Annotated in this window: 16 protein-coding genes; 6 read left to right on the top strand and 10 right to left on the bottom strand. The window is 59.8% G+C overall.

All coding sequences use genetic code 11. The annotated features are described in order from the left end of the window. Positions 1 to 34 precede the first annotated feature (34 nt). Complete coding sequence (locus ACJ8J1_RS13490; RefSeq protein ID WP_004939088.1) at positions 35 to 562, bottom strand: fimbrial protein; 528 nt, start codon at positions 560 to 562, stop codon at positions 35 to 37. Between the two features lie 514 nt (positions 563 to 1076). Between ACJ8J1_RS13490 and ACJ8J1_RS13485 the strand changes: the two genes are divergently transcribed. From ACJ8J1_RS13485 to ACJ8J1_RS13475, 3 genes are all read left to right on the top strand, one after another. Continuing rightward, positions 1077 to 1793: an EAL domain-containing protein gene (locus ACJ8J1_RS13485; RefSeq protein ID WP_016928483.1), complete on the top strand. Its 717-nt coding sequence runs from the start codon at positions 1077 to 1079 to the stop codon at positions 1791 to 1793. Positions 1794 to 1814: 21 nt separating this feature from the next. Beyond that, complete coding sequence (locus ACJ8J1_RS13480; protein WP_004939094.1) at positions 1815 to 2405, top strand: LuxR family transcriptional regulator; 591 nt, start codon at positions 1815 to 1817, stop codon at positions 2403 to 2405. Between the two features lie 184 nt (positions 2406 to 2589). Further along, the gene (locus ACJ8J1_RS13475) at positions 2590 to 4215 is read left to right on the top strand and encodes an FMN-binding glutamate synthase family protein (protein WP_004939096.1); all 1626 of its coding nucleotides are present in this window, start codon (positions 2590 to 2592) and stop codon (positions 4213 to 4215) included. Between the two features lie 109 nt (positions 4216 to 4324). Here ACJ8J1_RS13475 and betA read toward each other — a convergent pair whose 3' ends face one another. The 3 genes from betA to betI form a co-directional block, all read right to left on the bottom strand. Further along, positions 4325 to 5992, bottom strand: a complete 1668-nt coding sequence (gene betA / locus ACJ8J1_RS13470) for a choline dehydrogenase (RefSeq protein ID WP_004939099.1) — start codon at positions 5990 to 5992, stop codon at positions 4325 to 4327. Between the two features lie 224 nt (positions 5993 to 6216). After that, positions 6217 to 7689, bottom strand: coding sequence for a betaine-aldehyde dehydrogenase (gene betB, locus ACJ8J1_RS13465; protein ID WP_016928486.1), 1473 nt, complete (start codon positions 7687 to 7689; stop codon positions 6217 to 6219). A gap of 14 nt (positions 7690 to 7703) precedes the next feature. Next, a complete protein-coding gene (gene betI / locus ACJ8J1_RS13460) occupies positions 7704 to 8306 on the bottom strand; it encodes a transcriptional regulator BetI (RefSeq protein ID WP_033642409.1) in 603 nt (200 codons plus the stop codon). Positions 8307 to 8706: 400 nt separating this feature from the next. Here betI and ACJ8J1_RS13455 point away from each other — a divergent pair, with 400 nt between their 5' ends. Next, positions 8707 to 10746 carry a choline transporter gene (locus ACJ8J1_RS13455; protein WP_033644228.1) on the top strand — a complete coding sequence of 680 codons (2040 nt, stop codon included), beginning with the start codon at positions 8707 to 8709 and terminating at the stop codon, positions 10744 to 10746. Between the two features lie 44 nt (positions 10747 to 10790). Here the strand turns inward: ACJ8J1_RS13455 and ACJ8J1_RS13450 are convergent, their stop codons facing one another. From ACJ8J1_RS13450 to ACJ8J1_RS13435, 4 genes are all read right to left on the bottom strand, one after another. Next, a complete protein-coding gene (locus ACJ8J1_RS13450; protein ID WP_033642408.1) occupies positions 10791 to 11261 on the bottom strand; it encodes a YkgB family protein in 471 nt (156 codons plus the stop codon). Positions 11262 to 11325: 64 nt separating this feature from the next. Further along, a complete protein-coding gene (locus ACJ8J1_RS13445; RefSeq protein WP_033637682.1) occupies positions 11326 to 11616 on the bottom strand; it encodes a pentapeptide MXKDX repeat protein in 291 nt (96 codons plus the stop codon). A 59-nt stretch (positions 11617 to 11675) separates the two neighbouring features. After that, positions 11676 to 12452 carry a molybdopterin-dependent oxidoreductase gene (locus tag ACJ8J1_RS13440; RefSeq protein WP_033642407.1) on the bottom strand — a complete coding sequence of 259 codons (777 nt, stop codon included), beginning with the start codon at positions 12450 to 12452 and terminating at the stop codon, positions 11676 to 11678. 10 nt (positions 12453 to 12462) lie between these two features. After that, a complete protein-coding gene (locus ACJ8J1_RS13435) occupies positions 12463 to 13074 on the bottom strand; it encodes a cytochrome b/b6 domain-containing protein (protein WP_016928493.1) in 612 nt (203 codons plus the stop codon). Between the two features lie 150 nt (positions 13075 to 13224). Between ACJ8J1_RS13435 and ACJ8J1_RS13430 the strand changes: the two genes are divergently transcribed. Together ACJ8J1_RS13430 and ACJ8J1_RS13425 are read left to right on the top strand one after the other, a co-directional pair. Further along, positions 13225 to 13938, top strand: coding sequence for a response regulator transcription factor (locus tag ACJ8J1_RS13430; RefSeq protein ID WP_016928494.1), 714 nt, complete (start codon positions 13225 to 13227; stop codon positions 13936 to 13938). 3 nt (positions 13939 to 13941) lie between these two features. Continuing rightward, the gene (locus ACJ8J1_RS13425) at positions 13942 to 15408 is read left to right on the top strand and encodes a sensor histidine kinase (RefSeq protein ID WP_033642406.1); all 1467 of its coding nucleotides are present in this window, start codon (positions 13942 to 13944) and stop codon (positions 15406 to 15408) included. A gap of 13 nt (positions 15409 to 15421) precedes the next feature. Here the strand turns inward: ACJ8J1_RS13425 and ACJ8J1_RS13420 are convergent, their stop codons facing one another. Continuing rightward, positions 15422 to 16840, bottom strand: a complete 1419-nt coding sequence (locus ACJ8J1_RS13420) for a heavy metal sensor histidine kinase (protein WP_033642405.1) — start codon at positions 16838 to 16840, stop codon at positions 15422 to 15424. After that, positions 16837 to 17508, bottom strand: a complete 672-nt coding sequence (locus ACJ8J1_RS13415; protein WP_021504273.1) for a heavy metal response regulator transcription factor — start codon at positions 17506 to 17508, stop codon at positions 16837 to 16839. Before ACJ8J1_RS13415 ends, ACJ8J1_RS13420 begins: the two co-directional genes overlap by 4 nt. Between the last annotated feature and the right edge of the window lie 36 nt (positions 17509 to 17544).

The following is a 17544-nucleotide window of genomic DNA, read 5'->3' as shown; positions in this document are numbered from 1 at the left end:
CTTGGCCAATAACTCTATCTATCCTGCCAGCGAATTATTTGTATTCGATGGTGAAGGTAGCGTTAGAGTTTGCCTGACCGGCAGTTACCAGATCCTGGAAGGATTTGTAACGAGCGCGCAGGTTGAAAGTCGCAGCGCCTGGGTTATCGCCATCAGCAGCAACAGTTACGGTAGCTGGGGTAGCCACTTCCTGAGAGATTGGCAGAGTAGAACCGTTGTTATCCAGAATTTCAACGCCAACGCCAGTTGCGCCGCCAGTTACAGCCAACAGCTCTGGGTGGCCAGCTGGAGTGTTACCGTCGAAACGCAGGGTGTAGTTACCCGCTTCACATTTCTCCAGGCTAATATCGAAAGCTTTAGCACCGCTGGTAGAACCGGCAGTTGGGAAAGCGGTGGTAGGATATTTACCCAGGTAAACTTCTTTATTCTGGTCTTTATCAACAACTTTACAGGTGGACTGTACAATTTCACCGGTGAATTTAACGTTGCCGTTTGCTGCCATTGCGTTGGAAGCAGTTGCAGACAATACCAGGGCAGCCAAAGGCAATAATACTTTTTTCATTTCCAGCTCCATAGAACAATAAAATAATCGATTCAGTGGCGGGCTTATATATATATTGCCGCCACTGAGCATACACTCAGCGATAGCACTCCCTTGCTGAAAAGGAGCGTTGCCTCGATGAACTCATTGCCGGACGAAATATAGACTAAGCATATTCTTAATGTTAAATCGTTTAAAACATTCATAAGCCCCCTCTTGATAGGAATAAACTATCGGCGGATACCTATCGATCGATGTTGACGATTCATATGAATAGGAATAATCTGTGTTTGGGAAAGCTGCAGAGTTCAACATTTTGCGTTAAGGCCTGAAAATCAGAATATTATCCCGAATATTTACATTTAGTAACAGATTGCGACGTTTGGACTTTGGCACGAATTCCGCGTTAAATGGTCTGTCGACACGTTTCGGCCATCCTGACGCTTTAAATAAGAAATTTACCAAAAAATACGGAGTAACTTTCTTTTTAATCATTTAAAATCAACAAGTTAAATATCAATCCAAGGATTGGGAAATGAGCGGTTCTTTCAGAGAGAAAAATAACGGCATTAATTATGTTTTCCAGCCAATGTTCGCGAAATCGGGACAATTGCTGGCCGTTGAATGCCTGTCTCGCTTTACGTTTAATAGCGAATATGCCCATTTTTCTCCTGAACAGTTCTTTCGCCATGCCGACAGCGCTACCCGGATTGAGATTTTGATGGATCAGATAAATCTGATCGATAAATACAAACACTGGTTTCATGAAAACCAAGTGATAGCCACTTTGAATGTTGACGATTATTCCCTGCAATCGCTGGCGAATACTCACTTTGCCGAAAGAATTAATGCCCTGCGCTGTATTCATTTTGAGATCAGCGAGAATTCAACCCGGCTGGTGAAAGATCGCGTGCACGGCGATCCGTCATTGAATAGTTATTCATTTTGGCTCGATGATTTTGGTTCTGGCTATGCGGGTTTTTCCGCGTTGTACAACAGCCAGTTCCGCTTCGTTAAGCTCGATCGTTTTCTGCTTTGGGACTTTATGAAAAAGTCCGGCGGCGAGGGCTTGATGCGCGCGTTACTGCGCTTCTTTTACCTTAATCATTACAAGGTAATTATCGAAGGAGTTGAAACTCCCGAACACAAGAAATGGCTGGATGAAATGCCATATTACGCACTGCAGGGAAAGCTGTGGAAGGAATCCAGCATCAAGGATTTGAACTCGCTTCTTACAGCTGAATACTTTTAACTCGGTATTGGTGTTTGCCCTATGTCTAAAAACAACGTTCTTGTGATTAGTGAGTGTAAGTACAGCTATGTTGGCCTGTCGGTGCTGTTGAAGAAACACTACGGCGCGTACGATATCCGCCTGTTTTCCGATTTCATGCACGGCGGCGCCAAAGCGGAAAAGATCACCAAGCACGATATCGCGCTGATTTTCACCTCGCAAAACCTGGAGCAGAGCGTCAACGTGATCGAAAGCCTGGTGTCCCTGCACCAGCAGTACAACAGCAAAACGCGCCTGTTGGTGTTCTATGACGACGAGCGCGTGGTGAAACTGCTGTCGATCCTGGGGATTTCCGTCGAGTTGGTCTCCACCCGCATTCCGCTTTATTCGCTGCAGGAAAAAATCCAGCGGCTGCTGGAAAGCAAAGAGCCGGGCGGTATCCGGGTGCAGAAAACCCGCGAGCTAAGCCCGGCGGAAAGCGACGTGATCTTCAATCTGCTGCGCGGCGACAGCCTGCTGCATATCGCGGAAAAACGCGGCACGCACCCGAAAACCATCTTCTCGCAGAAATACAGCGCGATGAAAAAGCTGCGGCTGCGTAGCATGAGCACCATCTTCGTCGCCGGCAAATAACACGCCCTGGTTTGTTGCGCGGTACGCCGCGCGGCAACCCGCCCCCTCGCCGAGTTAAATTAATGTAACAACCGGCGACAAAGCAGCAACAGACACACAACATCCTCTCCTGTTGGCTACGATTTGCACACGGATTATCCGTGAGTCATGTCGTGTGGATTAAAAATAAACATCAGGAGATGTTATGAAGTCGTCCTTATTCAGCCGCTATACCTGCTTTGTGCTGAGCATCTTGCTCACCCTGGTTTTCTTGATCATGATGCACAACCATCCGTGGTTCTGGCTGCCGGCCCTGGCCTGCGGTTGCCTGATGGTGCTGGGTATCTACGATCTCACGCAGCAGCGCCACGCCATTTGCCGCAACTACCCGATCATCGGCCGCCTGCGCTTCTTCTTCGAGTTCATCCGCCCGGAACTGCGCCAGTATTTCCTCGAGCAGGATAATGAAGAAATCCCGTTCTCCCGCACCCAGCGCACGCTGGTGTATCGCCGGGCGAAAAACGAGATGGGCGACAAGCCGTTCGGCACCCTGCTGGACGTGTACCAAACCGGTTATGAATGCATCGGCCACTCGATGCGGCCGGTGGAAGCCGCCGATCCCACCAGTTTTCGCATCACCATCGGCGGCGCCGACTGCCGCCAGCCCTACTCCGCGTCAATCTTCAACATTTCGGCGATGAGCTTCGGCGCGCTCTCCGCCAACGCCATTCGCGCACTCAACCTCGGCGCGGCCAAAGGCAATTTCTACCACGACACCGGTGAGGGCAGCATCAGCCGCTATCACCGCGAAAACAACGGCGATCTGGTGTGGGAGCTGGGCAGCGGCTATTTCGGCTGCCGCACCGCCGACGGCCATTTCGATCCGCGCCGCTTTGCCGAACAGGCGCAAAGCCCGCAGGTGAAAATGATTGAAATCAAGCTCAGCCAGGGCGCCAAACCGGGCCACGGCGGCATTCTGCCGGCGAAAAAAGTGGATGCGGAAATCGCCGCCACCCGCGGCGTGCCGGAAGGCGTGGATTGCATCTCGCCGGCCTCGCACAGCGCCTTTACCACCCCGCTGGAAATGATGCAGTTCATCCAGCAGCTGCGCGAGCTGTCAGGCGGCAAACCGGTCGGTTTCAAGCTGTGCATCGGCCACCCGTGGGAGTTCGTCGCCATCGTCAAGGCGATGCTGCACACCCGCATTCTGCCGGACTTCATCGTGGTGGACGGCAAGGAAGGCGGCACCGGCGCCGCCCCGCTCGAACTCTCCAACTATATGGGCATGCCGCTGCGCGAAGGGCTGCTGTTCGTGCATAACACGCTGGTGGGCTGCGGCCTGCGCGACCAAATCAAGATTGGCGCCAGCGGCAAGATCATCAGCGCCTTTGACATCGCCAGCGTGCTGGTGCTCGGCGCCGACTGGGTGAATTCGGCGCGCGGCTTTATGTTCGCCGTCGGCTGCATCCAGTCGCAAAGCTGCCACACCAACCACTGCCCGACCGGCGTCGCGACGCAAGATCCGCTGCGTCAGAAGGCGTTGGTGGTGCCGAACAAGGCGGAACGCGTCTATCACTTCCATCAAAATACGGTGAAAGCGCTGGCGGACATGCTGGCGGCGGCCGGCGTCAGCCGCCCGGAGCAGTTGACCTCACACCATATGCTGCGCCGCATCACGCCGACCGAGATCAAGGTGTACGCCGATATCTATTACTACCTGGAGCCGGGCGCGCTGCTGCAGCCGGAGATCAAAAGCGAGTTCTACGCTCGCATGTGGCGCATGGCGACGCCCAACAGTTTCGATCAGGCAATCTCGCTGCCGGCGGCATGATGGGATAAGGAATAAAAAGAGAGTTGCCCCCTCGCCTTGGGGAAGAGCATATGGAGAGGGGTTGCTTGCTACGGCGGCCCTCCCCCTCAACGGCGAGAGGGCGTGTCGGTTACTGCTTGCGCACCGGCGCATCGCCGGCGACGTAGTAGTCGGCGGTACTGCGCGGCAACGGCGCGCGCTGGCGAATGCGGTCGGCGATCTTTTCGGCGATCATGATGGTGGTGGCGTTCAGGTTGCCGGTAATGATCAGCGGCATAATCGACGCATCCACCACCCGCAATCCTTCCATGCCGTGCACCCGGCCCTGGCCGTCGACCACCGCCATCTCGTCTTCGCCCATCTTGCACGAGCAGGACGGGTGGAAGGCGGTTTCGGCGTGCTCGCGCACGAAGGCGTCCAGCTGCTCGTCGGTCTGCACCTCCGGCCCTGGGCTGATCTCGCGGCCGCGGTATTCGTCCAGGGCAGGCTGCGCCATGATTTCGCGCGTGATGCGGATAGCATCGCGGAACTCCTGCCAATCCTGTTCGGTCGACATGTAGTTGAACAGAATGCTCGGGTGCTGGCGCGGATCCTTCGACTTCACCTGCACCCGGCCGCGGCTCGGCGAACGCATCGAACCGACGTGGGCCTGGAAGCCATGCTCTTTCACCGCGTTGCTGCCGTTATAGTTAATCGCCACCGGCAGGAAGTGATACTGAATGTTCGGCCAGGCAAACTCTGCACGGCTGCGGATGAAACCGCCGGCCTCGAACTGGTTGCTGGCGCCGACGCCGGTGCCGTTGAACAGCCATTCCGCGCCGATTTTCGGCTGATTGAACCATTGCAACGCCGGGTACAGCGACACCGGTTTCTTACAGGCATACTGCAGATACATCTCCAGGTGGTCCTGCAGGTTCTCTCCGACGCCCGGCAGATCGTGCACCACGTTGATGTCCAGACTTTTCAGCAGCGCCGCCGGGCCGACGCCCGAACGCTGCAGAATTTGCGGCGAGGCGATGGCGCCGGCGCACAGCAGCACTTCGCGGCGCGCTTTGGCATGGGTCAGTTGATTGCTGTCGCCCTGCAGATAGTTAACGCCCACTGCGCGCTTGCCGTCGAACACGATGTGGTCGGTCAGCGCATGGGTAACGATCTTCAGGTTCGGCCGTGAACGGGCCTGATCCAGATAACCGCGGGCGGTGCTGGCGCGGCGCCCTTTCGGCGTCACGGTGCGGTCCATCGGGCCGAACCCTTCCTGCTGATAGCCGTTCAGATCGTCGGTGCGCGGATAGCCCGCCTGCACGCCGGCTTCCACCATGGCATGGAACAGTTCGTTGTTACCGGCCTTCGGCGTGGTGACGCTCACCGGGCCATCGCCGCCGTGGTAATCGTTCGGGCCGATATCGCGCGTTTCCGCCTTGCGGAAATACGGCAGGCAGTCCAGATAGGTCCAGTCTTCCAGACCCGGCGCCTTGGCCCAGTTGTCGAAGTCCATCGCGTTGCCGCGAATGTAACACATGCCGTTGATCAGGGATGAACCGCCCAGCCCTTTGCCGCGGCCGCATTCCATTCGGCGGTTGTTCATGTGCGGCTCAGGATCGGTTTCATACGCCCAGTTATAGCGGCGGCCCTGCAGCGGAAACGCCAGCGCGGCCGGCATCTGGGTACGGAAATCCATCCGGTAATCCGGGCCGCCGGCTTCCAGCAGCAGGACGCTGACGTCGGCGTCCTCGGTCAATCGGGTGGCTAACACGTTGCCGGCTGAACCGGCACCGATAATGATGTAGTCAAATTCCATTCATTATCTCCTAAATATTCGTATGCCTGAATGATGCGAATGGCTTGAATTCCGCATGCTGAATATAACAAGGCAGTTTTGGATGCGAAAAAGATATATCCCCTATGGATTTCGAGTTACAGCTAGGCGGCAAGGGCGCAGAGCCCCAGGAGCTTACTCAAGTAAGTGACTGGGGTCTGCGCTCGCAGCCAACAACGCTGTAGCTTGAAAGACGACGGGGATAGTTAAAATACCGAGGCGTATTCGCCCAGCTCAACCTGCACCGATTTGATCTGGGTGTAGTGTTCCAGCGTCGTCAGGCCGTTCTCGCGGCCGACGCCGGACTGCTTGTAGCCGCCGACCGGCATTTCCGCCGCCGACTCGCCCCAGGTGTTGATCCAGCAAATGCCGGCTTCCAACTGGTGGATCACGCGGTGCGCGCGGGCCAGATCGTGGGTCACCACACCCGCGGCCAGGCCGAAGGTGGTGTCGTTGGCGCGGCGCACCACTTCCTCTTCGCTCTGGTAGCTGAGGATGCTCATCACCGGCCCGAAGATCTCCTCGCGCACGATTTCCATATCGTCGCGGCAGTCGCTGAACACCGTCGGCGCCACATAAGCGCCCTTGCCGAATTCGCCGTGGGTGACGCGTTCGCCGCCGCACAGCAGGCGCGCGCCGCTGTTTTTGCCGCTCTCGATAAAGCGCAGCACCGATTCCATGTGCGCAAAGCTGACCAGCGGCCCGAAGTTGGTCTGCGGATCGGTCGGGTCACCGAGGCGAATGCGCTTCACGCGCTCGAGGATTTTCGCCTCAAACTGCGCCTGCAGCGCCGCCGGCACGAAGACGCGGGTGCCGTTGGTGCACACCTGGCCGGAACTGTAGAAGTTGGCCATCATGGCGATATCGGCGGCGCGATCCAGATCGGCGTCGTCGAAGATAATCAGCGGCGATTTGCCGCCCAACTCCATGGTGACTTCCTTCAGCGTCGAACCCGACGCGTTGGCCATCACCTTCTTGCCGGTTTTCACCCCGCCGGTGAAAGAGACTTTGGCGATGCCCGGATGGTCGGTCAGGTACTGCCCCACTTCCGCCCCGCTGCCGGTCACCACGTTGAACACGCCGTCCGGCAGGCCGGCTTCGGTGTAGATTTCCGCCAGCTTCAACGCCGTCAATGACGTGACCTCACTCGGCTTGAAGATCATCGCGTTGCCCGCCGCCAGCGCCGGCGCGGACTTCCACAGCGCGATTTGAATCGGGTAGTTCCAGGCGCCGATGCCGGCCACCACGCCCAGCGGCTCGCGGCGGGTGTAGACGAACGAGGTATCGCGCAGCGGGATCTGCTCGCCTTCAATGGCCGGGATCAGGCCGGCGTAGTACTCCAGCACGTCAGCGCCGGTGACGATATCCACAGCGGTGGTTTCCGACATCGCTTTGCCGGTATCCAGCGTTTCCAGCGCCGCCAGTTCATCGTTGCGCTCGCGCAGAATATCCACCGCGCGACGCAGGATGCGCGAACGCGCCATCGCCGTCATCGCCGCCCACACCTTCTGCCCGCTGGCCGCGCTGGCCACCGCACGATCGACGTCTTCAGCGCCGGCGGACTGGACTTCAGCCAGAACTTCGCCGTTCGCCGGGTTAATGGCGTTGAAGGTTTTTCCAGCGGTGCTGTCTACATAGGCGCCATGAATATAGAGCTTCTGCAAGCCAAAACGGGACATAGGATCTCCTTGAGTTATCCTCCGGGCGGCGTTTGCCCCCGGAGTTGGAACGTGATGTATTCGGTCGTGAGCGCCAGCGCCTGCGCCTGATTGAACGCGGAGCCGCGCAGCGCGCTGCGCAGCCACAGCCCATCGATCAGCGCCGCCAGCCCCTTGGCCGCCAACCGCGCCTGCGGCTGCGGCATAACGCGGCGAAACTCGGCACACAGGTTGGAATAGAGCCGACGGCCGTTCACCTGTTGCAAGCGGTTGAGCTGCGGCTGGTACAGACTGCTGGCCCAAAAGGCCAGCCAGGTCTTCATCGCCGCGCTGTTGATCTGGCTGTCGTCGAAGTTGCCGGCGACGATCGCCTGCAGCCGCGCCGCCGGGCTGTTGTCGGTCAGCGCCTGCAGCCGCAGCTTCACCGCCTCGCCCAGATGGCTGATCAGATAGCGCATCGTGGCTTCCAGCAGGCCGTTCTTATCCTTGAAATAATGGCTGATGATGCCGTTGGAAACGCCGGCCCGCCGCGCGATCTGCGCGATGGTGGCGTCATGCATTCCCACTTCGTTTACCGCGGCGAGCGTGGCATCAATCAACTGCTGCCTTCTGATTGGCTGCATTCCTACCTTTGGCATATTTCGACTCTCACAAAACCGACTTCGGCCTTATCTCAGCGGGCAAATTTCACTGCCGTTTCGCCCGTGATTCAGGTCATCATGAGGACTATTAAACTTTTTTTTGATTGAACGTTCAATAAAAATTGCATATATTTTATTGCCGCCTGGTTAAAAAAATGTATTTTCTGGTTGTGGAACTGGCTGATTTTTGTGAGGTAATTAACGAATCTGACCAAAATCAGTGGCTGTAAGCGGTTCCCGCCGCGAAGCGCTCCGGTGCTTCATAAGCAGGCGAAAGCGGCATCGTTCAGGCCATTCCCATGGGGATGGCCGCCGCCTTCATTCGCCCGTTTTCCGGCGGCGCCAACGCGCCCCGAAATGCGGAGCGGCACGATTTTACTCAGTTCAGAGGATGACGATGACAACACGCGAAACCTCCTCCAAACCGCAGCAGGACCGCCTCAACCCTGTGGTTTTCTTCACCTCGGCGGGGCTGATCCTGGCCTTCTCGCTGATGACCATCTTTTTCACCGACTTCTCCGGGCAGTGGATCACCCGCACGCTGAATTGGGTGTCGACCACCTTCGGTTGGTACTACCTGCTGGCGGCGACGCTGTACATCGTGTTCGTGGTGTTTATCGCCGCCTCGCGCTTCGGTTCTATCAAGCTCGGGCCGGAACAGTCCAAACCGGAGTTCAGCCTGATGAGTTGGGCGGCGATGCTGTTCGCCGCCGGCATCGGCATCGACCTGATGTTCTTCTCGGTCGCCGAGCCGGTGACCCAGTACATGATGCCGCCGGAAGGCGACGCGCAAACGCTGGAGGCCGCGCGCCAGGCGATGGTCTGGACGCTGTTCCACTACGGCCTGACCGGCTGGTCGATGTATGCGCTGATGGGCATCGCCCTCGGCTACTTCAGCTATCGCTACAATCTGCCGCTGACCATTCGCTCGGCGCTGTACCCGATCTTCGGTAAACGCATCAACGGCCCGATCGGCCATAGCGTGGACATCGCCGCGGTGCTCGGCACCATCTTCGGCATCGCCACCACGCTGGGCATTGGCGTGGTGCAGCTCAACTACGGCCTCAAGGTGCTGTTCGAGATCCCGGAAAACCTGACGGTGCAGGGCTCGCTGATCCTGCTGTCGGTGATCATGGCCACCATCTCGGTCACCTCGGGGGTCAACAAGGGCATCCGCATCCTGTCCGAGCTGAACGTGCTGCTGGCGCTGGGCCTGATCCTGTTCGTGCTGTTCTTCGGCGACACCGAGTTCCTGCTCAACGCGCTGGTGCTTAACGTCGGCGATTACGTCAACCGCTTTATGGGCATGACGCTCAACAGCTTCGCCTTCGATCGGCCGGTGGAGTGGATGAACAACTGGACGCTGTTCTTCTGGGCCTGGTGGGTGGCGTGGTCGCCGTTCGTCGGCCTGTTCCTGGCGCGCATCTCGCGCGGGCGCACCATTCGCCAGTTCGTGGTCGGCACGCTGATCATTCCGTTCGTGTTCACCCTGCTGTGGCTGTCTATCTTCGGCAACAGCGCGCTGTACCAGATCATCCACGGCAACGTCGAGTTCGCGCAGGAAGTGATGCAGTTCCCGGAGCGCGGCTTCTACAGCCTACTGGCGCAATACCCCGGCTTCACCTTCAGCGCCTCGGTGGCCACCATCACCGGCTTGTTGTTCTACGTCACCTCGGCGGACTCCGGCTCGCTGGTGCTGGGTAACTTCACCTCGCGCCTGGCCGACATCAATAATGATGCGCCGAACTGGCTGCGGATTTTCTGGTCGGTGGCCATCGGCCTGCTGACCATCGGCATGCTGATGACCGACGGCGTGCCGGCGCTGCAGAAAACCACGGTGATCATGGGCCTGCCGTTCAGCTTCGTGATCTTCTTCGTGATGGCCGGGCTGTACAAATCGCTGCGGGTGGAGGACTACCGCAAGGCCAGCGCGCTCAGCACCCTGGCGCCGGTGCCGGTCTCCAGCCACGACGTGCTCAACTGGAAACAGCGTCTGTCGCGGGTGATGAACTACCCGGGCACGCAGTACACGCAGAAAATGTTGGATAAGGTTTGCCGTCCGGCGATGCAGGACGTGGCGCGCGAGCTGGAGTTGCGCGGCGCGAAAGTGGAGTTCAGCGAAGTGCCGCCGACCGAAGACGAACGCCTGAACCACCTGGAGCTGCTGGTGCACCTGGGCGAGGAACAGAACTTTATCTATCAGATCTGGCCGATGCGCTACTCGGTGCCGGGCTTCACCTACCGTGCCCGCTCCGGCAAGTCGCACTACTACCGGCTGGAAACCTTCCTGATGGAAGGCACCCAGGGCAACGACCTGATGGACTACAGCAAGGAACAGGTGATTGGCGATATTCTCGACCAGTACGAGAAGCACCTGAACTTCCTGCACATTCATCGCGAAGCGCCGGGGGGCACCCTGACCTTCCCGGATATGTGACGGCCGAGAAATATCCAGAGGGCGTAGCCAGGCTACGCCCTTTTTTATGCCTGCTCGGCCGGCAAATCGGCCTTCAGCAGCACCAGGGAGCCGGCCAGCAACACCAGATCCTTGATTAAAAAGCTGGTGGCCCCGGCCATGGCGGGAAAACCGCCGGCGGAGGGCTCCCAGGCGCCCGGCGTGGAAAAGATCAGCGTCAGCGTGGTCAGGTAGGTCACCGTCGATCCGATCGCCCCCAGCAAACCCAGACGCCGCGACCAGAATCCCGCCAGCAGCAGTAAACCGAAGCTCCATTCGGCGACGCCCAATGCATAACTGGCGCCGCGAATGCCGAACGCCTGATGCATCCAGCTCAGCAGCGGGCTGTTGCCGATCAGCGGCACCAGCCCCTGCGCCTCGTAATCAAACCATTTGGCGTAGCCGAAGGCGGCGAAGATCACCACCAGCGCCGCGCGTATAAAGATAACGTCCCCGTTCGAGCGCCGAAAGCGCCGCAGCCATGTCGCCAACATCATCCTCTCTCCTTATGTTGCCCGCAGCCGCCACGGTTTGCCGCTTGCGGCCGCGGGGTGAGGCGGCTTAGTGCCCCATCGCATCCTTTTTCATCTCGTCTTTCTTCATGCCATCTTTGGCCATACCGTCTTTCGCCATGCCATCCTTTTTCATGGCGTCTTTGCCCATTTTGTCTTTCTTCATGCAGTCCTTGCCCATGCACTCTTTCTTCATCCCATCTTTCGCCATGCCGTCGTGCGACATCTGGCTCATGCCGTCCTTTTTCATCGCGTCTTTACTCATGCCGTCCGCGGCGTTGGCGCCGGCCACGCCCAGCATCAGCGCGCTGCACATCATCATTGCGAATAACTTTTTCATGGTATTTCCTTCCGTAATGTCAAAGGCACCGGAGTGCCGGAGAATGGCCGGCGGCCGCCTCAGCTGCCGCCAAACCAGTTGTAACCCTGGTCTTCCCAGTAACCGCCCGGGAAGCGGTTGGTGACCTCGATCACCTGAATGTGCTTCGGATTCTTGTAGCCCAGCTTGGTCGGCATGCGCAGCTTCATCGGATAGCCGTACTTGCGCGGCAAGGTCTGGCCATCGTAGGTCAGCGCGATAATCGTCTGCGGATGCAGCGCGGTGGCCATGTCGATACTGGTGTAGTAGTCGTCGGCGCATTTAAAGCTGACGTAGCGGGCGCTCAGATCCGCGCCGATTACCTTAAGAAAGTTGGCGAACGGCACGCCGCCCCACTTGCCGATGGCGCTCCAACCCTCGACGCAAATATGACGCGTCACCTGGCTAACCTGCGCCATCCGATGCAGCTGCGGCAGGCTCCAGGCGCGCTTGTCCTGCACCAACCCCGCCACTTCCAGCCGATAGTCGTCGCCGTTGATGTCGGGCGCGTCCTCCTCGGCGTAAAAGGCGTTGAACGGGAATGGCCGGGTGATCATCGACTCCGGGTAGACCGGCGCCAGGCGATCGCCGTTGAACAGCCAGCCCTGCACCCGATCGTTGAGGTGCGAAATACGGCTCAGCGCCTGCTCGACGTTGGCGTTGCCGCTGAGATCGCAGCCGGTAAGCATAGCGATACCGCCCAGCGTCAGGCCGTTGCGCAGAAAGCGGCGGCGGGACGACGCGGTCAACAAGCGCTGCGCTTCTTTGACGATCGCCTGCCCTTCAACGATCGTCATGATCTGTTTATCCTTTTTCATCGTGAACTCCTTAACGTCCGCGCAGCATGGCCAGCAGCGTGCGGGGCACCAGCGCCACCATCACCAGATGGATCGCGACGAAGGCCACCAGCGCCGACATGGCGAAAAAGTGGATATAGCGCGCCGCCTCATAGCCGCCGAGCAGCGTGCGCAGCAGCGGAAACTGCACCGATTTCCACAGCACCAGCCCGGACAGCGCGCTCAGCACGCCAAGGAGCATCACCGACAGATAGGCCACGCGCTGCACCATGTTGTAGTGGCGCAGATCGGCGTGCTGCAGCCTGCCGCGCAACGCCGCGCCAACATCGGCGAGAAACTGCTTCGGGCTGAGCGGCCAATATTTGCGTTTGAAACGCCCGCTGGTCAGGTTAAGCAGCAGGTAGCACAGCCCGTTGACGCCAAACAGCCACATGCCGGCGAAGTGCCACTGCAGCGCGCCGCCCAGCCAGCCGCCGAGCGTCAGCTCGTTGAAAAAGCTGAAGTTGAACAGCGGCGAAGCGTTGTAGATGCGCCAACCGCTGGTCACCATGATCAGCATCGCCAGCGCATTCAGCCAATGCGTTAACCGCAGCCACAGCGGATGTACGGTCTGTCGTTGTTCCGGGGTGAGGGTGAGGCTCATAACGATTCCTGCCAGCTAACGATGCGATGAACCGAGTATTCCCCGGATTTGTTCCCCAAGACCTCACGCAGAGTTAAATAAAATGTGATAACTCCGCCGATGACGGTTGTGTAGACTTCAGAGAGAATCGGGCAATCAGCGGTAATGAGAATGGACAAGCCAAAACGAATTTTGATCGTCGAGGACGACGGCGACATCGCCGAGCTGCTGCAGCTGCATCTGCGTGACGAGGGTTACGCCATCAGCCACGCCGCCGACGGCAATCAGGGCATGGCGATGCTGGAACAGGGCGGCTGGGACGCCTTGATCCTCGATCTGATGCTGCCGGGCGTAGACGGATTGGAGATTTGCCGCCGGGCGCGCACCATGACGCGCTACACGCCGATCATCATCACCAGCGCGCGCTCCAGCGAGGTGCACCGCGTGCTGGGGCTGGAGCTGGGCGCCGACGACTATCTGGCCAAACCCTTTTCCATGCTGGAGCTGGTGGCGCGGGTCAAGGCGCTGTTTCGCCGCCAGGAGGCGATGAGCCGCAACCTGCGCATGGACGCCGGCGCGCTCAGCTTCAACGATCTGACCATCGATCCCATCGCCCGCGAAGTGCGCCTGCACCAACAGCCGATCGAGCTGACGCCGCGCGAATTCGACCTGCTGTACTTTTTCGCCCGCCACCCGGGCCAGGTGTTCTCGCGCCTCAGCCTGTTGAATCAGGTCTGGGGCTATCAGCACGAGGGGTATGAGCACACCGTCAACACCCATATCAACCGGCTGCGCATCAAGATCGAGCGCAACCCGGCAGAACCCGAGCGCATCCTCACGGTGTGGGGCATGGGCTATAAATTCGCGGCCGCGCCGCAAGAGTGAGCCATGAAAAACCTTACGTTAGCGCAACGCCTCACGATTATCTTCGCGCTGCTGATCGTCATCGGCTGCGCCTTTTCCGGCTGGATGCAGGTGCGCAGCAATACCCAGTACAGCCAGGCGGTGATCCAGCGCCTGTCCGGCAACCTGGCGCAGCATATCGCCGACAGCAATCCGCTGCTGGGGGTGAACGGGCCGGATCCACAGGCGGTGCATACCCTGTTCGATCAGCTGATGGCGGTGAACCCCAGCGTTGAGGTTTATCTGCTCGACAATCAGGGCGCAATCATCGGCAACGCCGCGCCGGCCGGGCATCTGAAGCGGCAGCGGGTCGCGCTGGCGCCGCTGCAGGCGCTGCTCGATGGCGCGCAGATGCCGGTGTACGGCGACGATCCGCGCAGCGCGGACGGGCGCAAGGTGTTCAGCGTTGCGCCGCTGAAGGTCGACGGCCGGGTCGAGGGCTATCTGTATGTGGTCTTGCTCGGTGAAGAGTACACGGCGCTGGCCAGCAATGCCCAGTTCAACTCGGCGGCCAGGATGGCGCTGTGGACCTCCGGGGTGATGGTGCTGTTCAGCCTGCTGGCCGGCGGTTTCGCGTTCTACTGGGTCACTCGCCCCATCCGGCGCCTGACCCGTCAGGTCAATGCGCTGGACAGCGGCGGCATTGAGGCGGTGCAGGCCTACGCGGCGCTGCCGGCGGTGCCGGCCGGGCGCGACGAGGTCAGCCAGCTGCAACAGGCCTTCCACCGCATGGCGCAGCGCCTCGCCGAACAGTGGCAAACGCTGGCGCAGCAGGATCGGCTGCGGCGCGAATTCATCGCCAACGTCTCACACGATCTGCGCACTCCGCTCACCTCGCTGCACGGCTATCTGGAAACGCTGTCGGTCAAGGCCGCCACCCTAAGCGACACCGATCGGCGGCGCTATCTGGAGATCGCGCTGGCGCAGAGCCGCAAGGTGGGCAAGCTGGCGCAGGAGTTGTTCGAACTGGCGCGGCTGGAATATGGCGTGGTGAAACCGCAGAAAGAACCCTTCTCCCTCAGCGAGCTGCTGCAGGACGTGTTCCAGAAGTTCGAGCTGGCGGCGGAGGCGCGCAACCAGCGGCTGCACGCCGACATCGCCCCCGGCGTGCCGCCGGTGTTCGCCGATCTCAGCATGATTGAGCGGGTGCTGACCAACCTGTTGGACAACGCCATTCGCCATACGCCGCCCGGCGGCGACATCGGCGTGCGGCTGTGGCGGCAGGAAGACCAGGTGATGGTGCAGGTCAGCGACAGCGGCCCCGGCATTCCGCAGACGCTGCGCGCCGATCTGTTCGTGCGGCCGTCTATCCTGAGCGGCGCCCGACGCCCCGCCGGCGGGCTGGGGTTAATGATCGTGCGGCGCATTCTGCAACTGCACGACAGCGACATTCAGCTGATAGAACAACCACAAAGCGGCGCCTGCTTCCGCTTTGCCATTCCGCCGCGTTAATCCGGCATATCGGTTATTGCGCTAGCGGGAACCGCAGGCTGAAAATGAGGCTGGCGACAGGCGCGCGCTCGATACATTCGGCGCGCACCTCACCGCCGTGCAGCGTCATGATGGCGCGCACGATGGACAGCCCGAGGCCGCTGGCGTGGCTGCCGGCGCTGCGCGCGGGATCGGCGCGGTAGAAACGATCGAACAGCTTTTCCAGATGCGCCGGCGCGATCGGCGGCCCCTGATTGATGACCTGCACCCACCAGGCATCGGCGCGCCGTTCAGCCCGCAACACGATCAGGCTGTTTTCGTCGGCATAACGCACCGCGTTGGCCACCAGGTTGCTCAGCGCCCGCTGGAACAACATCGCGTCCGCCTTCAGCTCTCCTTCCCCTTCGCAGCTCAGCGCGATGCCGCGTTCTTCCGCCAGCCCTTCGAAATAATCCGCCACCCGCCGCAGCTCGGCCGCCACCTCCAGACGACTGTAGTTCAGCGCAGACTGCGCCTCACCGGCGCGCGCCAGAAACAGGATGTTTTCCACCATGCGCGAAATACGCTCCAGCTCGTCCATATTGTTCGACAATAGGGTTTCGTACTCCTCCACGCTGCGGGGTTGATACAGCGCCACCTGACACTGGCCCATCAACGCGCCCACCGGCGTGCGGATCTCATGGGCCAGATCGGCGGAAAACTGCGTCAGCCGCTGATAGCCTTCATTCAACCGATCGAGCATCGCATTGAACGACCGGGTCAGCTGCTGCAACTCCTTCGGCGCCCCCTGTTCGCTGAGGCGAGTGGACAATGTATTGGGCGCGATCTCGGACGCCTGCGCCGCCATGCGCCATAGCGGCTTCAATCCCCGGCGCATGACCCCATAGCCCAGCAGCGCAATCAGCAGGAAAGCCACAATGACCGCCGCGACAATGCGCCACAGGTAACGCGCCAGCATCTTCTGCTCGTTGACCATGACGTGCGCAGCGGAGATCTGCAGCAAACTGCCGTCTTCCAGACGCACCATCGCCGATGCCGCGCGCAGCGGCACCCCCTGCGCCGTCTCCCCGCCGCGCACGGCGGCCAGCGTCTGCGCCTGTTCGGGCGGCGTCGGCGCGATCGGCGGCAGGGCCACCCTGGCCGGATTCACATTGATGAGCGGCTTTTGCCCCGGGATTTGGAAAATCAACACATCCTGTTCATTGCCCAGCATATTTTCGAACAGGCCGTTATTGGCAGTCAGGCGCGCCAAAGGAAAGCGCTGCCCCAGTAAATGGCGGAAATACTCTACGCGCCCGGTCACCTGCAGATCGCTGCGGAGCGTCATTTCCTGGCGCATCGCGCCGAACAGATACCAGCCTGCCCCGCTCACCACGCAGGCGGCCACCAGCGCGAACAGCGTGGCGGTGCGCAGCGTCAGCGACACCGGCCGACGTGAAGCTCGGGCGTTCACGAGCGCGGCTCGCAAACATAGCCGATGCCGCGCACGCTGTGGATCAGCTTGACGTCGAACGGCCGGTCGATTTTGGCGCGCAGGCGTTTGATCGCCACGTCAACCACATTGGTGTCGCTGTCGAAATTCATGTCCCACACCTGAGAGGCGATCTGCGTGCGCGACAGCACTTCGCCTTCGCGCCGCACCAGTAGATGCAACAGCATGAATTCTTTATTGGTCAACGGGATCACCTGATCCTGGCGCACCGCCCGGCGGCGCAACACGTCCAACTGCAGATCGGCGATAGCGTAATGATCGGCTTCGCGCGCCGGCCCGCGGCGCAGCAAGGTGCGTAAACGCAGCACCAGCTCGGTAAAGGAAAACGGCTTGATAAGATAGTCGTCCGCGCCCAGCTCCAGGCCGTGGATGCGATCCTGCACGCCATCACGGGCGGTGAGAAACAGGATCGGCACGTCGCTTTTCTTGCGCAATACCTCGATGATCTGCCAACCGTCCAGCCCCGGCAGCATCACATCGAGCACGATCGCATCGTAGTCCTGCTCCAACGCGCGAAACAGCCCGTCGGTGCCGGTGCGCGCCAAATCGACGCCGTAGCCCGCTTCCCCCAGCCCTTTCTTCAGGTAATCCCCTGTGCCGATATCGTCTTCAACTACCAGTATTCGCATGCTCACCACCTCGTTACGTCTGCAAAAATACTAGCA

The sequence above is a fragment of the Serratia sp. CY37869 genome (assembly GCF_052168895.1).
GTDB classification, from domain to species: domain Bacteria; phylum Pseudomonadota; class Gammaproteobacteria; order Enterobacterales; family Enterobacteriaceae; genus Serratia; species Serratia ureilytica.
The sequence above is the reverse complement of the archived record's forward strand: the minus strand, read 5'-3'. Positions and strand labels throughout refer to the sequence as shown.